Origin of the sequence: Diaphorobacter sp. JS3050, assembly GCF_013154915.1 — a bacterium.
In the GTDB taxonomy this organism is placed as follows: Bacteria; Pseudomonadota; Gammaproteobacteria; order Burkholderiales; family Burkholderiaceae_C; genus Diaphorobacter; species Diaphorobacter nitroreducens.
The window spans coordinates 2,975,090-2,991,761 of the sequence record NZ_CP053553.1 but is presented as its reverse complement, the minus strand read 5'-3'; the positions used below and the strand labels follow the sequence as shown (position 1 = coordinate 2,991,761).

The 16,672-nt window shown below is 65.8% G+C and carries 17 protein-coding genes; 5 read left to right on the top strand and 12 right to left on the bottom strand.

All coding sequences use genetic code 11. From position 1 onward, the window contains the following. Positions 1–16: 16 nt before the first annotated feature. From acpS to HND92_RS14345, 4 genes are all read left to right on the top strand, one after another. Positions 17–409, top strand: a complete 393-nt coding sequence (acpS, locus tag HND92_RS14360; protein WP_172207989.1) for a holo-ACP synthase — start codon at positions 17–19, stop codon at positions 407–409. A gap of 67 nt (positions 410–476) precedes the next feature. Beyond that, positions 477–1,577, top strand: a complete 1,101-nt coding sequence (nagZ, locus tag HND92_RS14355) for a beta-N-acetylhexosaminidase (protein WP_172207987.1) — start codon at positions 477–479, stop codon at positions 1,575–1,577. Between the two features lie 14 nt (positions 1,578–1,591). Then, positions 1,592–2,644, top strand: a complete 1,053-nt coding sequence (locus tag HND92_RS14350; RefSeq protein WP_047351555.1) for a 6-phosphofructokinase — start codon at positions 1,592–1,594, stop codon at positions 2,642–2,644. A 241-nt stretch (positions 2,645–2,885) separates the two neighbouring features. After that, entirely contained in the window at positions 2,886–3,326 is a 441-nt protein-coding gene (locus HND92_RS14345) for a carboxymuconolactone decarboxylase family protein (protein WP_253940041.1), read from the top strand. Between the two features lie 352 nt (positions 3,327–3,678). On the opposite strand, the gene HND92_RS14340 is transcribed toward HND92_RS14345, so the two are convergent. From HND92_RS14340 to HND92_RS14285, 12 genes are all read right to left on the bottom strand, one after another. Next, a complete protein-coding gene (locus HND92_RS14340; protein ID WP_172207973.1) occupies positions 3,679–3,981 on the bottom strand; it encodes a hypothetical protein in 303 nt (100 codons plus the stop codon). A gap of 329 nt (positions 3,982–4,310) precedes the next feature. Beyond that, positions 4,311–5,024, bottom strand: coding sequence for an ABC transporter ATP-binding protein (locus HND92_RS14335; RefSeq protein WP_011806378.1), 714 nt, complete (start codon positions 5,022–5,024; stop codon positions 4,311–4,313). Next, entirely contained in the window at positions 5,024–5,791 is a 768-nt protein-coding gene (livG, locus tag HND92_RS14330) for a high-affinity branched-chain amino acid ABC transporter ATP-binding protein LivG (RefSeq protein WP_015913961.1), read from the bottom strand. Before livG ends, HND92_RS14335 begins: the two co-directional genes overlap by 1 nt. After that, complete coding sequence (locus HND92_RS14325; protein ID WP_011806376.1) at positions 5,788–7,029, bottom strand: high-affinity branched-chain amino acid ABC transporter permease LivM; 1,242 nt, start codon at positions 7,027–7,029, stop codon at positions 5,788–5,790. Before HND92_RS14325 ends, livG begins: the two co-directional genes overlap by 4 nt. Then, on the bottom strand, positions 7,029–7,955 hold the full coding sequence (gene livH, locus HND92_RS14320; protein ID WP_011806375.1) for a high-affinity branched-chain amino acid ABC transporter permease LivH: 927 nt from the start codon (positions 7,953–7,955) through the stop codon (positions 7,029–7,031). The genes HND92_RS14325 and livH overlap by 1 nt, the downstream gene beginning before the upstream one ends. A 101-nt stretch (positions 7,956–8,056) precedes the next feature. Then, on the bottom strand, positions 8,057–9,178 hold the full coding sequence (locus HND92_RS14315; RefSeq protein WP_011806374.1) for a branched-chain amino acid ABC transporter substrate-binding protein: 1,122 nt from the start codon (positions 9,176–9,178) through the stop codon (positions 8,057–8,059). 359 nt (positions 9,179–9,537) lie between these two features. Next, positions 9,538–10,206 (bottom strand): mechanosensitive ion channel domain-containing protein, encoded by a 669-nt coding sequence (locus tag HND92_RS14310; RefSeq protein WP_172207970.1) that lies wholly within the window; start codon positions 10,204–10,206, stop codon positions 9,538–9,540. A gap of 39 nt (positions 10,207–10,245) precedes the next feature. Continuing rightward, positions 10,246–11,271, bottom strand: a complete 1,026-nt coding sequence (locus HND92_RS14305; protein WP_015913959.1) for a diguanylate cyclase domain-containing protein — start codon at positions 11,269–11,271, stop codon at positions 10,246–10,248. 73 nt (positions 11,272–11,344) lie between these two features. After that, positions 11,345–12,892 carry a lysine--tRNA ligase gene (lysS, locus tag HND92_RS14300; protein ID WP_011806371.1) on the bottom strand — a complete coding sequence of 516 codons (1,548 nt, stop codon included), beginning with the start codon at positions 12,890–12,892 and terminating at the stop codon, positions 11,345–11,347. A 35-nt stretch (positions 12,893–12,927) separates the two neighbouring features. Beyond that, positions 12,928–14,079, bottom strand: a complete 1,152-nt coding sequence (locus tag HND92_RS14295; RefSeq protein WP_253940040.1) for a hypothetical protein — start codon at positions 14,077–14,079, stop codon at positions 12,928–12,930. Further along, positions 14,076–14,948 (bottom strand): glycosyltransferase, encoded by an 873-nt coding sequence (locus HND92_RS14290; RefSeq protein WP_047350763.1) that lies wholly within the window; start codon positions 14,946–14,948, stop codon positions 14,076–14,078. Before HND92_RS14290 ends, HND92_RS14295 begins: the two co-directional genes overlap by 4 nt. Next, positions 14,942–15,937, bottom strand: a complete 996-nt coding sequence (locus HND92_RS14285) for a glycosyltransferase family 4 protein (protein ID WP_172207960.1) — start codon at positions 15,935–15,937, stop codon at positions 14,942–14,944. The genes HND92_RS14290 and HND92_RS14285 overlap by 7 nt, the downstream gene beginning before the upstream one ends. Here HND92_RS14285 and HND92_RS14280 point away from each other — a divergent pair. Next, positions 15,932–16,672: a bifunctional 2-polyprenyl-6-hydroxyphenol methylase/3-demethylubiquinol 3-O-methyltransferase UbiG gene (locus HND92_RS14280; protein WP_253940039.1), complete on the top strand. Its 741-nt coding sequence runs from the start codon at positions 15,932–15,934 to the stop codon at positions 16,670–16,672. The genes HND92_RS14285 and HND92_RS14280 overlap by 6 nt on opposite strands.

The window sequence follows — 16,672 nt, the reverse complement described above, 5'->3', positions numbered from 1 at the left end:
TTTGACTCATAACCCCATGATCTACGGCATCGGTACCGACATCTGCGACGTGCGCCGCATCCGCGCCAGCCTGGCGCGCCATGGCGATCGCTTCGCCGAAAAGGTGCTGGCCGATGGCGAGCTGGCCACCTGGCGCGCGCGCTCGGCACGCTGGCCCGAGCGCGGCGTGCGCTACCTGGCCACGCGCTTTTCTGCCAAGGAGGCGTTCAGCAAGGCCATCGGCTTGGGGCTGCACATGCCCATGACCTGGCGGCACTGCGAGGTGGCCAACCTGCCCAGCGGCCAGCCCACAATCGTGCTGCACGGCGCGCTGCAGGACTGGTTTGACGCGCGCGGCCTGCGCTGCCACCTGAGCGTGACCGACGAGAGCGACTACGCCGCCAGCTTCTGCGTGGTCGAGAAAGATTGAAGCCAAATCAGCCCGAAGCGCTTGTGTGGCAAGCGCTGGTAGCTATCAAAATGAAAGCATGCAACCCATGACAGAACACGCACCCCTCATCATCGACGTGGCCGGCACGCAGCTCACCGCCACCGATCGCCAGCGCTTGGCCCACCCGCTCGTGGGCGGCGTGATCCTGTTCGCGCGCAACTGGCAGCACCGCGCGCAGTTGCTGGAACTCACCGCCGCCATCAAGGCCGTGCGGGGCGACCTGCTGATCTGCGTGGACCACGAGGGCGGTCGCGTGCAGCGCTTCAAGACCGATGGCTTCACGCACATCCCGCCCATGCGTGCCTTCGGCGAGCTGTGGATGGACGACGGCAAGGGCAGCAAGCACCGCGAAGGCAGCGGCGCCCTGCGCGCCATGGACGCCGCCACGGCGGCGGGCTACGTGCTGGGCAGCGAGCTGCGCGCCTGCGGTGTGGACTTCTCCTTCACGCCGGTGCTCGACCTGGACTACGGCGCCAGCGGCGTGATCGGCGACCGGGCCTTTGCCCGCGACCCGCGCGTGGTCGCCATGCTGGCGCGCGCGCTCATGCAGGGCCTGCTGCAGGCCGGCATGGCCAATTGCGGCAAGCACTTCCCGGGCCACGGCTTCGTAGCGGCCGACTCGCACACCGAGATTCCGGTGGACCGCCGCAGTCTCACGGCGATCCTGGCCGATGACGCGGCCCCGTACCCGTGGCTGTCCACGGTGCTCACCAGCGTGATGCCCGCGCATGTGATCTACCCCAAGGTGGACAACCGCCCGGCGGGCTTCTCCACCAAGTGGCTGCAGGACATCCTGCGCGGACGGCTGCGCTTTGACGGCGCCGTTTTCAGCGACGACCTGAGCATGGAGGGCGCCCGTCGTTTGAACGGCCTGGACGGCGAGGTGGTCAGCTACACCGACGCCGGCGTGGCCGCGCTCAATGCGGGCTGCGACCTGGTGCTGCTGTGCAACCAGAGCCTGGGCGGCGGCGCGGCGGTGGACGAACTCATCGATGGCCTGGCCGCCGCGCAGGCCGCGGGCCGCTGGCAGGCCAGCGGTGCGAGCGAGGCGCGCCGCCTGGCCCTGCTGCCCGAGACACTGCCCCAGCCGTGGGACGACCTCATGGTGCAGCCAGCGTACATGCACGCGCTGGACCTGCTGCCTTGAAACGGGTGGCGGCGATGCGTGTCGGCGTACTCACCGGCGGGGGCGACTGCCCGGGGCTGAACGCGGTGATCCGCGCGGTCACCAAGTCGCTGATCCACCACGGACACTGCGAGGTACTGGGCATCGAAGACGGCTTCGAGGGCCTGATGGGTGAAGCGTCGCGCGCGCGGCTGCTCACCTGGGACCAGGTCTCGGGCATCGTGCACATGGGCGGCACCATCCTGGGCACGAGCAACAGCGCCAACCCGCTGAAGGACGAAGCGACGCTGGCCCAGGTGGAGCGCAACGTGCGCGCGCTGGGCCTGGACGTGGTGGTGGCCATTGGCGGCGACGGCACCATGAGCCTGGCCCATGGCCTGGCGCGGATCGGGCTGCAATGCGTGGGCGTGCCCAAGACCATCGACAACGACATCGCGCTGTGCGAGCGCAGCTTCGGCTTTGACACCGCCGTGGCCACGGCCACCGACGCGATGCGCCGCATCGAGAGCACGGCTTACAGCCACCACCGCGTCATGATCGTCGAGACCATGGGCCGCCATGCGGGCTGGCTGGCCCTGGAAAGCGGCATTGCCGCCGCAGCCGACGTGATCCTGCTGCCCGAGATCGACTACGACCTGCAGCCCATCATCGAGCGCTGCCGTCGGCGCGAGCAGCGCCAGCGTTACACCGTCATCTGCATCGGCGAAGGCGCCAAGGAGCGCGGCGCCGGCCTCACGGTGCGCGAGCAGGTGGCCCACAGCCCCGACCCCGTGCGCCTGGGTGGCGTGGGCCATGTGCTGCGGCAGCGGCTGCAGCCGCACCTGCAAAGCGAGGTGCGCACCACCGTGCTGGGCCATGTGCAGCGCGGGGGCGACCCGACCGCGTTCGATCGTGTGCTGGCCACGCGCTTCGGTCACCGGGCGGCGCAACTGGTGATCGATGGCCAGTTCGGCCACATGGTCACGCTACAGGGCGGGCACATCGCCAGTGTCCCCATCGCCCAGGTGGCCAACACCCAGCGCAAGGTGCCGCTGGACCATGAACTGATCGCCATCGCGCGGGCGATCGACGTGTGCCTGGGGGAGTAGATAGGCCGGTTGTGCTTCATGTTTAGGAGCTGCTCGCGCTTGATAAGCAAGGCTTAGAGACAAAATCGATTCGCATTTTGTCCTGCATGCCAACGCGGTCTTATGACCGTGCCGGCCGGGTGTTCTGCCGCGCATCTGCGACAATCAGGGCTGGCCGGAACGCCGGGCCAGCCAGCGGTAGCCCATCGCTGGCGCCGGGTTTTTCTGCCGGACTGGCATCGGGAGCCGTATGTGTGAACGGGTGAATCTTGGAAAGAGCGCCCCCGCGCTGTATCAGGCGGTGGTGGAGTTGGACCGGTTGGCGTCCGAGGCTGCGGCACAGGCCGGCATCGCGACGGGGTTCGCGCACCTCCTGCGCCTGCGGGCATCCCAGCTCAACCAGTGCGCCTTCTGCGTCAGGCTGCACGCACGGGACGCGCTGGCCAGCCAGGAGAGCGGCGACCGCATTGCGGTGCTGCCCGCGTGGCGTGAAACCGATTATTTCAGCCCGAAGGAGCGCGCCGCTCTGGAACTGGTGGAGGCCGTCACCTTGGTCGCGGATGGGCAGGTGCCCGATGCCGTTTACGCGCAGGCAGCTGGCGTCTTGTCCAAGGAGGAGATAGCCGCCGTTGAATGGCTGGCGGTGGTCATCAACGCCTGGAACCGGATCGCCATCTCCAGCCGCTACCCCGTCAGGGCCTGACGGCGCGGGCACCCGCAGCGGCCCATGCCCTTACGTGAAGTCCGCCGCACGGTGCGGGCCCTGGACAAGCGCGCGTGCGGACGACACGCCCTGCGGGCGCCGGCATGGCTGTATGGGGAAGGGTGTTCACACGCATCAGTTGTGCCTGAACGCACTCACCGCGCCTTTGGTGCGAATGACGAGGGTGCCGCGGAGCTGTGCGCTGGGTGCCAAGCCAGCGGTGGGCGGTAATCGGCCGCGCTGTTGGGGCCGGGAAACCCGTTCGGGAGATTGGTAGACGGCGGCAGCGGCGGTGCCTACCCGCAGGTGCCGAAAGCGCTTGCGCGCCCAGGCACCGTTGGGGTTACCACGTTCAGCGATCCTGCTGGTTCTGCTTGCCGCCCATTTGGTTGGGGCTCTGCTGGCTCTGCAATTTCTGCTGATCACGCTGATCCTGCGGGTTCAGGTTCTGCTGCCGGCTCGGATCCTGCTGGCCTTGTTGGCCCTGCTGTTGGTTCTGTTGGTTCTGCTGGTTCTGCTGGTTCTGCTGGTTCTGCTGGTTCTGCTGGTTTTGCTGGTTCTGCTGGTTTTGCTGGTTTTGCTGGTTTTGCTGGTTTTGCTGGTTTTGCTGCTGTTGTTGTTGCTGATTCTGGGTTTGGTTGCCTTGCTGTGCCATGGTCGTTCTCCAAAGAGGTGGACAGGCGGGATTGCCTGCAGATCCATTGAAATGGTCGCGTACAGGGAAACAGGTCAGCGGTTTCCTACCTGCGTGGTAGGAGGCACGCTACTGCGACGGCCATTCTTTGGGCTGCGACGTGGGGCAGTCCCGGCACTTGCCACGGGAAACGCGGGGGCCTCAGCACCGCACGCGTTGCAAAGCAGGGCGCGCTTGGCGTTCAGGTGGAATCTGAAGGAAATATGATTCCAAGCCTTATGGAGTAACCGCGAGCAGCTATCAAAAGAAAAGCGGCCTGTAGGCCGCTTTCGTGTCGCACCAGCGTTGCGTCAAGCGCCCAGATAGGCCTTGCGCACGTCCGCATTGGTGAGCAGGGCGGCGCCGGTGTCCTCCAGCACCACGCGGCCGTTTTCCAGCACGTAGCCGCGGTCGGCGATCTGCAGGGCGCGGTTGGCGTTCTGCTCCACCAGAAACACGGTCACGCCCTCGGCACGGATGGCCTGGATGATCTCGAAGATCTGCGCAATGATCAGCGGCGCCAGGCCCAGTGTGGGCTCGTCCAGCAGCAGCAGGCGGGGCTTGCTCATCAGCGCGCGGCCGATGGCCAGCATCTGCTGCTCGCCACCCGACATGGTGCCGGCACGCTGCGCTGCGCGGTCCTTCAGGCGCGGAAACAGCTTGAACACGTGTTCCATGCCCTCCTCAATGGCCGCGCCGTCCTGGAAGAAGCCACCCATCTTCAGGTTCTCGACCACGGTCAGGTTCGAGAAGATGCGGCGTCCCTCGGGCGAGACGGCGATGCCCTTGCGCATGATGAGGTGCGTGGGTTGCTGGGTGATGTCCTCGCCCTCGAAGCGCACGGTGCCGCCGCTGGCGCGCGGCGTGCCGCACAGGGTCATGAGCAGCGAGGTCTTGCCCGCGCCATTGGAGCCGATCAGCGAGACGATTTCGCCCTGGTTCACGTGCAGGCTCACGCCATTCACGGCGCAGATCGCGCCGTAGTGCGTGGACAGGTTTTCTACTTGCAGCATGGGCTGGGCCATCACGCTTCCCCCAGATAGGCCTTGATGACCCGTTCGTCGTTGCGGATGGCGTCGGGCGTGCCCATGGCGATGGGCTTGCCGTATTCCATGACCAGGATGCGCTCGGAAACGCCCATCACCAGCCCCATGTCGTGCTCGATGAGCAGCACCGTCACGCCGTACTGGCGGCGCAGCTGATCGATCAGCGCCTGCAGGTCCTTCTTCTCCTGCGGGTTCAGGCCCGCGGCGGGCTCGTCCAGCATGAGCAGGCGTGGCTTGGTGATCATGCAGCGCGCGATCTCCAGGCGGCGCTGGTGCCCGTAGGCCAGGTTGCCGGCCTCGCGGTTCACGAACTCGCGCAGGCCCATGACGTCCAGCCAGTGCATGGCTTGATCGATCTTCTCGGCCTCGCTCCGGCGGTAGCGTGCGGTATTGAACAGACCCGCCAGCAGCGGCGCCTGCGACTGGTGGTGCTGGGCCACCAGCAGGTTCTCCAGCACCGTCATGCCCTTGAACAGGCGCACGTTCTGGAACGTGCGCACCACGCCCTGACGCGCGACCTGGTGGCTGGTGTAGCCCGCAATGGCCTGGCCCTGCAGCGCGATCTGGCCGCTGCTGGGCTGGTAGAAGCCGCTGATGCAATTGAACACCGTGGTCTTGCCCGCACCGTTGGGGCCGATGATGGCAAACACCTCCTGCGGTTTCACGTCGAAGGCCACATGGTCCACCGCCAGCAGGCCGCCGAAGCGCATGCACAGGTCCTTGACCTCAAGCAGGGGGGCGCTCATGCGGGCACCTCCACATGGTGGCGTTTCATGGGCAGCAGGCCCTGCGGGCGCCACACCATCATCAGGATCATGACCAGGCCGAAGATCAGCATGCGGTACTCGGAGAATTCGCGTGCCAGTTCGGGCAGCACGGTGAGGATGATGGCCGCCACGATCACGCCCAGCTGCGAGCCCATGCCGCCCAGCACCACGATGGCCAGGATCAGCGCAGACTCGATGAAGGTGAACGACTCGGGGTTCACGATGCCCTGGCGCGCCGCGAAGAACGCGCCGCCGAAGCCCGCGAACATGGCGCCCAGCGTGAAGGCCGAGAGCTTGATCTTCATGGGGTTCAGGCCCAGCGACCGGCAGGCGATCTCGTCCTCGCGCAGTGCCTCCCAGGCGCGGCCGATGGGCATGCGGATCAGGCGGTTGCTGATGAACAGCGTGACCACCGCGAGCAGCAGCGCCATCAGGTACAGGGCGATCACCATGTGCAGGGAGTTGAACTCCATCCCGAAGAACTGGTGGAAGGTGGTGCCGCCCTCCACGGTGGGCGAGCGCGTCATCTCCAGGCCCAGCACGGACGGCTTGGGAATGCTGGAGATGCCGTCCGGTCCGCCCGTCCAGTCGGTCAGGTTGACCAGCAGCAGCCGGATGATTTCGCCAAAGCCCAGCGTCACGATGGCCAGATAGTCACCCCGCAGGCGCAGCACTGGAAAGCCCAGCACGAAGCCGAACAGCGCCGCCGCCGCGCCGGCCAGGGGAAGGGCTTCCCAGAAGCTCCAGCCGGCCCAGTGGAACAGCAGCGCATAGGTGTAGGCACCCACGGCATAGAAGCCCACGAAGCCCAGGTCCAACAGGCCGGCGAAGCCCACCACGATGTTCAGGCCGAGGCCCAGCATCACGTAGATCATGGCCAGCGTGGCGATGTCCACGGCGTTGCGGCCGGCGAAGAACGGCCACGATGCCGCGATCATCAGCGCCACGAAGATCAGCACCTTGCGCTGGCCCGGCGCCGCCTGAGGCAGGCTGGGCAGCGACAGCTTGGGCAGCCGCGCGCCCAGCAGCGGGCGCAGCAGTTGCACCACGAACACGGCGAGGCACCCCCACAGCAGCGTGCGCCATTCGGGCACGATGATGGTGCGCGTGCCCGCGCGCTCCAGGTGCAGCGTGAAGATGGGCAGTACCACGATGGCCGCCAGAAAGGTGGCGATCAGTGCGTTCTTGAGATGGGAAGAAAAACCGGTGGCGTGCATCAGACTTTCTCCACTTCAGGCTTGCCCAGCAGGCCCGTGGGGCGCACCAGCAGGATGAGCACCAGCAGGCCGAAGGCCACGATGTCCTTGTACTCCGACGAGATGTAGGCGGCGGCGAAGGTCTCGGCCACGCCCAGGATCACCCCGCCCAGCATGGCGCCGGGAATGGAGCCGATGCCCCCGAGGACGGCCGCCGTGAACGCCTTGATGCCTGCGATGAACCCGATGAAGGGGTTGAGCTTGCCCACGGCGAGTGCGATCAGCACGCCGCCCACGGCCGCCAGCATGGCGCCCAGGATGAAGGTGAACGAGATCACGCGGTTGGTGTCGATGCCCAGCAGGTTGGCCATGTGCATGTCCTGCGAGCAGGCGCGCGAGGCGCGGCCCATGCGCGAGTGCTGGATGTACAGCGTGAGCGCAATCATCAGCACCACCGCCACGGCGATGATGAGGATGCGCGAGTAGGGCACGTAGACCTCGAAGCCGCCTTCACTGCCAAAGCGCAGCGCGCCGGGGATCAGCGAGGGCACGGCCATGTCGCGCGCGCCCTGGCCCAGCGCCACCCAGTTCTGCAGGAAGATGGACATGCCGATGGCCGAGATCAGCGCCACCAGGCGCGGGCTGCTGCGCAGCGGCTTATAGGCCACCTGCTCCACCACGAAGCCGTAGACGCCCGTGATGGCCACCGCTACCACCAGCATCAGGGCGATGATCGCCCACACCGGCAGACCACTCTGCACGCCGACGGCCGACAGCGTGACCAGGCCGATGTAGGCGCCGATCATGTAGATGTCGCCATGGGCGAAGTTGATCATTCCGATGATGCCGTAGACCATCGTGTAGCCGATCGCGATCAGCGCGTAGATGGCGCCCAGCGAAAGACCATTGAACAGCTGTTGTACCAGCTGGGGTATGAGATCAGACATGCATGCCACCCCTCAACAGGAAAAGGCCCCTCCAGGGGCCGAATGCAATGGACCAAGGGTGCGTGGCTTGCGCAACGCACCCTTGGGACGGGGAGGTGGGTTTACTTGGCGGCCAGGCTCTTGCTGCCGTCCTTGTGCCACTGGAAGACCTGGAAGTCGAAGCTGTTCAGGTCGCCCTGCTTGTTCCAGGACACGGGGCCCAGCACCGTTTCGATGGTGCTCTTGTGCAGGTGGTCGGCCACCTTGGCAGGGTTGTCACCCACGGCCTTGATGCTGTCCAGCAGTGCCTGGGTGGCGGCGAACGAGGTCAGCTGGAAGGCGCCGGACGCATTGCGCTTCTTGTCCTTGAAGGCGGCCACGACGGCAGCGTTCTTGGGGTTGGCAGCGAAGTCGGCCGGCAGCGTCACCAGCATGCCTTCCACGGCGTTACCGGCAATGGCGTTCACCTCAGGGTTGCCCACGCCCTCGGGGCCCATCATGCGCACCTTCAGGCCTTGCTCGCCGGCCTGGCGCAGCAGCAGGCCCATCTCGGGGTGGTAGCCGCCGTAGTACACGAAGTCCACGCCAGCGCTCTTGAGCTTGGTGATGACGGCGGAGTAGTCGCTGTCGCCGGCGTTGATGCCTTCGAACAGCGCCACGGTGATGCCGGCCTTCTTCAGGTCGTCACGCACGGAGGAGGCGATGCCCTGGCCATAGGACTGCTTGTCGTGCAGCACGGCGACCTTCTTGGGCTTGGCCTTTTCGGCGATGAACTTGGCAGCGGCAGGGCCCTGTTGGTCGTCACGGCCGATGGTGCGGAAGATGAAGTGGTAGTTCTTGCCGTCGGTGAGCGCCGGGGAGGTGGCCGACGGGGTGATGACGACCACGCCCTCGTTGTTGTAGATGGGAGCGGCAGCGATGGAGGCACCCGAGCACACCGGGCCGATCACGTAGCCGATCTTGGCATTCACCACACGGTTGGCGGCCACGGGGCCTTGCTTGGGTTCGCAGGCATCGTCGATGGAGACCAGCTCGATCTTCTTGCCGCCCACGCCGCCAGCGGCGTTGGCCATCTCGACGGCCGTTGTCACGCCTTCCTTGACCATGTCACCGTACTGCGTCAGCGGGCCAGTGGTGGGCATCACCATGGCGATCTTGACTTGCGCATGCGCGGTGGAGAACAAAGCGGCACCGGCCAGACCCAGTGCGGCAACGACGGTGTGCATGCGGAACGGAATGCTCATAGGACTCTTTCAACTTTGGGTAAAGCGGTCTGAAAAATCAACAGGCCCCGGTGGGGCCTGAGACGTAGGCCGCAAAGATTAACGGGATGTGTGGCGTTGGCAACAGGGTAACCGGGGTGGCCCTGCCGGAAGGTTTTTGCTAGGGCTGTTGCCGAAAGACGGGCAGCGTTGTCCGCGGGCTTACGGCGGACTGACATGCGCGGGGGCGATAGGGTTTTGCCCGTCACCCGGGGCGCAGTGACCGCGCTGTGCGGCCGTGGGGTGCCCGAATATATGTCAAAAAGGCCTGCAGCGCCCGCCCATCAAGCGCGGACAGCTATATTTTGATGAGCATCAACCCCGTCGATGTACTTGGGCCATCAAGGAAAGCTCGCCGGCTTGGGCGCGGGCGTGCTGGCGGGCTCGCGAGCGGTGGCGGCGCAGGCGGCGGAATCCGGAGCAGGATGTAGCCGTGACTCCGGCACCGGCGTGCCGGCACGCCAGCGGCGCACCACGCGCTGGAAGATCAGTGTGTTGGGAATCTGCAGCAGCGTGCCAGGCTGGGGGGCGGTGGCGTCCTCCAGCGTGATGTAAAGCAAGTTGATGTCCATCACGCGGCCCAGGGCGCCGGGCTTGTCGGCGGTGTCCAGCAGTTCGATGTGGTCTCCCACGCGGAACGGGCCGACGGTGAAGATCAGAAAGGCGCAAAACAGATTGGACAGCACGCTCCATGCCGCGAAGAACGCCACCGCGCCCACTGTGGCGAAGCCGGTGAAGGCCGTCCACAGCACGGCCGCTGACACCCCCAGGCGCTCCAGTACCAGCAGGCCGGCGCTGCCCAGGATGAGCCAGCGCACCACGGCGTTGATGGGTATGAGCAGTTCGTGCGGGAACTGGTAGTGGTCGCTGGCCCGCATGATGATGCGCAGCAGCAGGCGCTGCAGCAGCAGCGCGGCCAGGACGATGAGCACAATCTGCACACCGGGCACGATGATGTCGAGCCAGTCGTGCATCCAGAGGGGGAGGGCGGTTTTCAGTCGCGGCAGCATGTCATGGGCAATGAACGGGTGGGCAAGCGCCGGCGCGGCTCAAATCTGCCGCTGCTCGATGGTGTCCATCTGCATCTCGAAGCTGAAGAAGCGGTCCCGGCCCTGGGCCTTGGCGGCATACAGGGCCTCGTCGGCGCGCATGAGCATGGTCTCGGCGCTGGTACCGTCGTCGGGCACGCACGTGGTAATGCCACCCGACAGCGTGAGCGTTTCGCCGTTGGGCGAGCCCGGATGGGCGATGGCGCGGGACTTCAACAGCTTGCCCAGCGCGCGCGCGAACGTCATGGCACCCGAGCGCGGCGTGTTGGGCAGGATCAGTGCAAATTCTTCGCCGCCATAGCGCGAGGCCACGTCGCGCGGTCGCATGCAGACGTCGTGCAGCACGCGGCCGACCTCCTTCAGGCAGGCATCGCCCTGCACATGGCCCAGGGTGTCGTTGTATCTCTTGAAATGGTCCAGGTCGCACAGCATCAGCGTGAGCGGCACTCCGTCGCGCCGCGCGGCGAGGATCTCGCTGTGCAGGATGCGGTCGAAGCCGCGGCGGTTGACCAGCCCCGTAAGCGGGTCCATCTCCACCATTTCGTTGAGGTGCTGGTTGGCCACGTGCAGCTCTTCGGTCAGTTCCACGAGGCGCCTGCGCATGTCGCGCAGCCGGCGCATGGCGCGCAGCTTGGCGGCCAGAACGATCGGCTTGACGGGCTTGACGAGGTAGTCATCTCCACCGGCTTCGATGCCGCGCCACACATCCAGGTCGCCATCCAGCCCCGAGAGGAAGATGATGGGCGTCCAGCCGCCGGGTTCTGCCTCGCGCATGCGCTGGGCCACCCAGTAGCCGTCGTTGCCGCCAGGCAGGCGTATGTCCAGCAGCACCAGGTCGGGACGCCGCAGCTTGAACAGCTGTAGCGCCGCGTCGGCCGAGGCGGCCTCCAGTACCTCCGACACCCCCACATGGCGCAGCTCGCCTGCCAGTGTGGCGCGCACGGATGCCTGGTCTTCCACCAGCAGCACGCTGAAGGGCTCATGCAGGAACTGCGGAAATGCGTTGGCGCTGGCAGGAGGGCTCATGAGGTGGTGCGGTAGAGGCCGCTGGTGCGGCGGGATGTCAGCGTGGCCACGTACGGCCACGCATGCCCACGGGTCAGTGCTCGCGCCGCAGGGCCGGAAACAGGATCACGTCACGGATGCTCGGGCTGTCGGTGAGCAGCATCATCAGCCGGTCGATGCCGATGCCGCAACCACCTGTGGGCGGCATGCCGTATTCCAGCGCACGTACGAAGTCGTGGTCGAAGAACATGGCCTCGTCATCGCCCGCGTCCTTGGCAGCCACCTGCGCATGAAAGCGGGCGGCCTGGTCTTCGGCGTCGTTCAGCTCCGAGAAGCCATTGCCGAACTCGCGGCCGGTGATGTAGAGCTCGAAGCGTTCCGTCACCTCGGGGCGCAGGTCGTTGGCGCGCGCCAGAGGGCTGATCTCGGTCGGGTGCTCCATGATGAAGGTTGGCTGCCAGAGCTTGTCCTCCACCTCTTCCTCGAAGTAGAGCACCTGCAGGCTGGCGAGGGTCCGGGTGGACAGGCGGTCCTTCTCCTCGGTCATGCCCAGTTTCTTGAGCGCGCTGATGAGCCAGGCGGCATCGTCCACATGTGCGCCGGCCTCGGTGTGCTGGTAGATGGCCTCGCGGATCGTGAGGCGCTGGAAGGGCTGGGCCAGATCCACCGCGCGGCCACCGTAGGTGAGCTGCAGCGTGCCCGTGGCCTTGAGTGCGGCATCGCGCACCAGCGCCTCGGTGAAATCCATCAGATCGCGGTAGTTCCAGTAGGCCGCATAAAACTCCATCATCGTGAACTCGGGGTTGTGGCGCACCGAGATGCCTTCGTTGCGGAAGTTGCGGTTGATCTCGAACACGCGCTCGAAGCCGCCGACGATCAGGCGCTTGAGGTACAGCTCGGGCGCGATGCGCAGGAACATCTCCTGCTCCAACGCATTGTGGTGGGTGACGAAGGGCTTGGCGTTGGCGCCGCCGGGAATGGGGTGCAGCATGGGCGTTTCCACCTCCAGGAAGCCGTGCTCCATCATGAAAGAGCGGATGCTGCCCACCGCCTTGCTGCGCGCGACGAAGCGCCGGCGCGCGGCCTCGTCGGTCATCAGGTCCACGTAGCGCTGGCGGTACTTGACCTCCTGGTCGGCCACACCGTGGAACTTGTCGGGCATGGGGCGCAGGCTCTTGGTGAGCAGGCGCAGGCGCGACACCTTGACCGATAGCTCGCCGGTCTTGGTCTTCATCAGCGTGCCTTCGGCACCCAGGATGTCACCGAGGTCCCAGCGCTTGAAGTCGGAATAGGCTTCCTCGCCAATGGCGTCGCGTGTCACGTAGAGCTGGATGCGCCCGCCGGTGTCACCCAGCGATCCATCCTGCAGGGTCGCGAAGCTGGCCTTGCCCATGACGCGCTTGAGCATCATGCGGCCGGCCACGCTCACCGTGATCGCCTGCGCTTCGAGCGCTTCTCCATCCAATGTGCCGTACTGCTGCTGCAGCACTGCGGCATGGTGCTGGGGCTTGTAGTCGTTGGGAAATGCCACGCCTTGACCCTGGGCCTGGTTCTCGCGCAGAGCCTTGAGCTTTTCACGGCGTTCGGCGATGAGTTGGTTTTCGTCCTGGGGGGCTGGTGCAGGAGTGGCTTCAGTGGACATGGCGGAGTGCTGGCTGGAATTTGGGCAGAAACCCTCTATTTTGCCATCCAGGCCGACAGCATCAGCAGCCCAGCGGTGCAAAGGCCGGCGAGCCACCACAGGTGCACCTGCGGCGTCCAACCCATGGGGGCGAGCAGCACCATTATCTGCATGATATTGAAACCTATGGTCAGCAATGAGTAGCGGCGCGCCAGTCCCTGCTGGAAGGGCCGATGGCTCAGGGCCGCGAAGATGCATGCGCTACCCTGCCACAGCATGATGGGCAGGATATAGGGCAGCAGGCCCTGCCATGGAGGCGCCAGCAGTGTGGTCTGCAGTACGGCGGCGCTCCCCAGACCGATCAGCCCTGTGACCAGGGCAGCTCCCATCCCTACGCCCAGCGACTTCAAGCGTGAGGGCCGCGCTTGTGCCAGCAGCACTTGTGACCAAGCCGCGTGCACGATGGCGGGCATTAAGCCGAACAGCCGTAGCAGCACTGCCAGATAGCTGGCGTCCGCCGTGCCATGCTGCCGCTGCCAGGCCAACACCAGAGCTACGCCGGCCACGGCATCCATTACCGCGTGCGCCATGCGCAAGAGAGCGCTGCGGCCGTCGGATTGCCTTGCTGCGGATTGAGGTGGATGGTCGGTGCGGCTACCGTGAAGCAACCAGAGCGCCCCCACTGCATAGCCGCACGCCGCCGCGGCCAGTAGGCCGGTGGCGTTGTCAGCGCTTCCACGCATACCCAGCCCGGCGGCCAGCGCCAGCGCCAGCAAGGGGGGGGCTGTGCGTACGCAGGCGGCGGACATCGGTGATGCCGTACGCAATACCCAGGGCTGGGCCAGGTACCAGCCCATTTGCAACAGCGCTAGCAGCCCGGCCCAGGCCACCACGGTGGCCAAAGGGAGGACGGGATCCGACCACCATAGGGCTGCGGCCACCAGGGGCAGCAGCAGTATCCAGCGCAACAGGCTGGCGCGCAGAGCAGCACGAAGCGCCCGCTGTGGGGGCAGGTGTGCGTCGGCAAGGAACTGAAGTGGGCTTTGTGCCAGTGCCAGCGTGACCCAGAAAAACGCCACTTGTGCTACGACGGCGAAGTGGCCTGCCGCCGTGGGCGTGAAGAAGTGGAGCATGGCCGCACCCATGAGCGCTTGTGCGATCAGCGCGATCAGGCTGGCTCCGGCCATCAGCAGCGAGGTGCGGTTCACGGGCACAGCCCCAGGCGGCGCCAGAGTGCCAGTCGTTCAAGTACGCGCGGCCATGCCAGTGTGGATACATCAGGCACCACGCAGCCAGCCATGTCTGGTATGGGCAGGTAGGCAAAGCGCGCTCCGTGCTGCGCTTCGAAGGCCCGCACCCAGTCGTAGTCGGTGCTGACCACTGGCAAACCTGCCGCGCAGTATTCGATGAGTTTGGTGGACGTCTGTTGGCTGTACGGCAATTGGTCAGGAACCAGGTTCAGTCCGTAGCGCGCGCGGCGCAGCAGGGTGGGTACCTGACCGTGCGGAACGCGACCCGTGACGTGCCCCAAGGTGTGCAGTGTTTTACGCAGATCGACAGGCGGCTCGCCAATCAGCAGAGTGCGCTGGCCTGCCTGTTGTAGTGCGGTCAAGAGTGGCACAAACTGCCGCAGGCGTTGCATGTCCCCCAGATAGACTCCGTCGAACTCGGGCGCAGCCCGTCTCGCACACGTGGCAAGAAAGGATGGCTCCACGCCCATGTCACGGAACTCGTACGGCACGCCGTCGGAAAATCCCAGCCGATCGCGCACCCAGGTATTCTGGAAAAGGCGGTACTGCGGCACGGGCTGCAGGGCGCGCTTGGCCCGGTCCTTGACCTTGGGCCAGGGCGGCACTGAAGCCGATGCGTATTCATGGATGTGAAAGGCATGGCTGAGCCGCCGCGCCGCGTCGTGCGGCACGCGGCCGCACATCCACCAGCAGATGACCGCATCTGCAGGCACGCTCGCAGGGCGGGAATGCACCTGCGCGCTGTGCCCCAGCGCCGCAAGGAAGTCGCCATATGCCGCCAGTTCGGGCAGGTAAGCGCTGCCGGGGTGAATGAAGTGGATCAGCACGCCGCCTCCTGCAGCACGCGTTGCCAGTTATGCGAAAAGCGCTCAGGACTGTAGCGGCGCAGCACCTGGGCCATGTCGTGCGCCAGTTGTTCGGGTGGCATGGCGCACACGGTTTGCACGGCGCGAGCGAGCGCAGCCGCGCTGCAGTCGTGGGCCAGCGCATAGGGCATGTCTGGCCCCAACATTTCGCGCAGCGCGGGGATAGGCAGGCCTACGCAGGGCCTGCCAGCGGCCAGCGATTCCAGCGCTGCCATGGGGCAGCCTTCGTAGAGCGATGCGAGCACGGTAACTTGCCATGGGGCGTACACCGTGGCCTGTACGAGGTGAAAAGGGCGCAACTCCAGCCGACCGACTTGCTGCAGGTCAGCACCGGCTGCACACAGCGCCGGTTGTGAAGGGCCATCGCCTACCATGCAAAGCCGATAAGTAGTCGGCAGCAAGCGCAGCATCTGCACCAGCAATTCGGGCTGCTTCTCCGGCGCAAGCCTGCCCACGAAACCCAGGTATTGCGGTGACGCGCCCATTGGCGCGGGCTGCCAATCAGGATGGGCGTTAGGAATCACCTCCAGGCGTTGCCCTGCCGCTGCACCGCCCGTGAATTCAAGGAACGAGTCGCGTGTGTGGGCTGAGACGAACACCACCCAGCGTAGTCGGCGATACAGCCAGCGCAGCCAGGCGCGTTTGGCAGCACTGGCATGGGCGTGCTCCAGCACCTCCTGCGTGGGGCCGTGAAGCCATGCCACCACGGGCCGGCGCAGCAGCATGCCCAGCAGCCAGGCTGCATAGGACGGTAGAAAGCCGTTCGTGGCTACGATGATGTCGGCCCGCCAAACGGCACGCAGTAGCGCTCCGATGTGCGTATTGCGCAGGGCCAAGGCGACCGGTATCTGGCCTGCGCACCGCAGTGCATTCGCCAGCGTCTGTGTGGCGGTGTGAATACCGCCAACGGCCATGTCTTCTTGCAACAACAGGATGTAGCGCGTGTGCATTCTGGTGGAGGGCGCGCCAATAATCGCACGATGCCACACATTGAAACCTATTTGCTGGGCGAGGCTTTCAGCGACGATTTGCCTTTCAGGCCGGGGATTATCGGACATGCCCAGCCACGCGGTGATTTGCTGGCCGGCTGGGTCGCGCAGCAGTGCGTGCTGCATGTGGGCTTTGCCGACCATGCACCGCTGATTGCACGCCGCGCCTCCGACGGCAGTTGGTTGCACGCGCTTCTCAGCCGCAGCGCACGGATCTGCCATGGTATCGACATCAACGCCACCGCTGTGGACACGGCGCGCAGCCTGGGTTTTGACCACGTGCAGCAGCTCGACGTGTTCGCTCACGAGGCCCCGCAGGTGCTGGCCCGGTGTGCGCCCGACATGGTGCTGGTGCCTGATGTAATTGAGCACCTGCCTGACCCCGCCGCGTTCCTGCGCCGGCTGGCGCAGTGCCTGCCAGAGGCAGAGTTCGTCGTCAGTGTGCCCAATGCGTTGTCCCTGCGCAATGCGCTTCACGGCGTGTGCGGGGTGGAGCATGTCAACACCGACCATCGGGCGTGGTTTTCACCCTTCACCCTACTGAAGGTGCTGGCGGATGCAGGGCTAGTGGGCGCCGAACTGCACAGCTGCCAGGTGGCGGCGCCGGGGACGATGAAGGGACGACTGTTGCATCGGCTGGCAGTGCGCAGGCCGTTGTGGGCGGATGTGCTGGTTGCGCGAGTGAAGGCACGTTGA

Bases quoted from the DNA above. Each gene is read 5' to 3' on its own strand.
- HND92_RS14310 (WP_172207970.1), bottom strand. From the start codon at position 10,206: ATGCTGCCGCGACTGAAAACCGCCCTCCCCCTCTGGATGCACGACTGG.
- HND92_RS14315 (WP_011806374.1), bottom strand. From the start codon at position 9,178: ATGAGCATTCCGTTCCGCATGCACACCGTCGTTGCCGCACTGGGTCTG.
- HND92_RS14350 (WP_047351555.1), top strand. From the start codon at position 1,592: ATGCGTGTCGGCGTACTCACCGGCGGGGGCGACTGCCCGGGGCTGAAC.
- HND92_RS14325 (WP_011806376.1), bottom strand. From the start codon at position 7,029: ATGCACGCCACCGGTTTTTCTTCCCATCTCAAGAACGCACTGATCGCC.
- lysS (WP_011806371.1), bottom strand. From the start codon at position 12,892: ATGTCCACTGAAGCCACTCCTGCACCAGCCCCCCAGGACGAAAACCAA.
- nagZ (WP_172207987.1), top strand. From the start codon at position 477: ATGACAGAACACGCACCCCTCATCATCGACGTGGCCGGCACGCAGCTC.
- livH (WP_011806375.1), bottom strand. From the start codon at position 7,955: ATGTCTGATCTCATACCCCAGCTGGTACAACAGCTGTTCAATGGTCTT.
- HND92_RS14335 (WP_011806378.1), bottom strand. From the start codon at position 5,024: ATGGCCCAGCCCATGCTGCAAGTAGAAAACCTGTCCACGCACTACGGC.
- HND92_RS14340 (WP_172207973.1), bottom strand. From the start codon at position 3,981: ATGGCACAGCAAGGCAACCAAACCCAGAATCAGCAACAACAACAGCAG.
- livG (WP_015913961.1), bottom strand. From the start codon at position 5,791: ATGAGCGCCCCCCTGCTTGAGGTCAAGGACCTGTGCATGCGCTTCGGC.
- HND92_RS14305 (WP_015913959.1), bottom strand. From the start codon at position 11,271: ATGAGCCCTCCTGCCAGCGCCAACGCATTTCCGCAGTTCCTGCATGAG.
- HND92_RS14285 (WP_172207960.1), bottom strand. From the start codon at position 15,937: ATGCACACGCGCTACATCCTGTTGTTGCAAGAAGACATGGCCGTTGGC.
- acpS (WP_172207989.1), top strand. From the start codon at position 17: ATGATCTACGGCATCGGTACCGACATCTGCGACGTGCGCCGCATCCGC.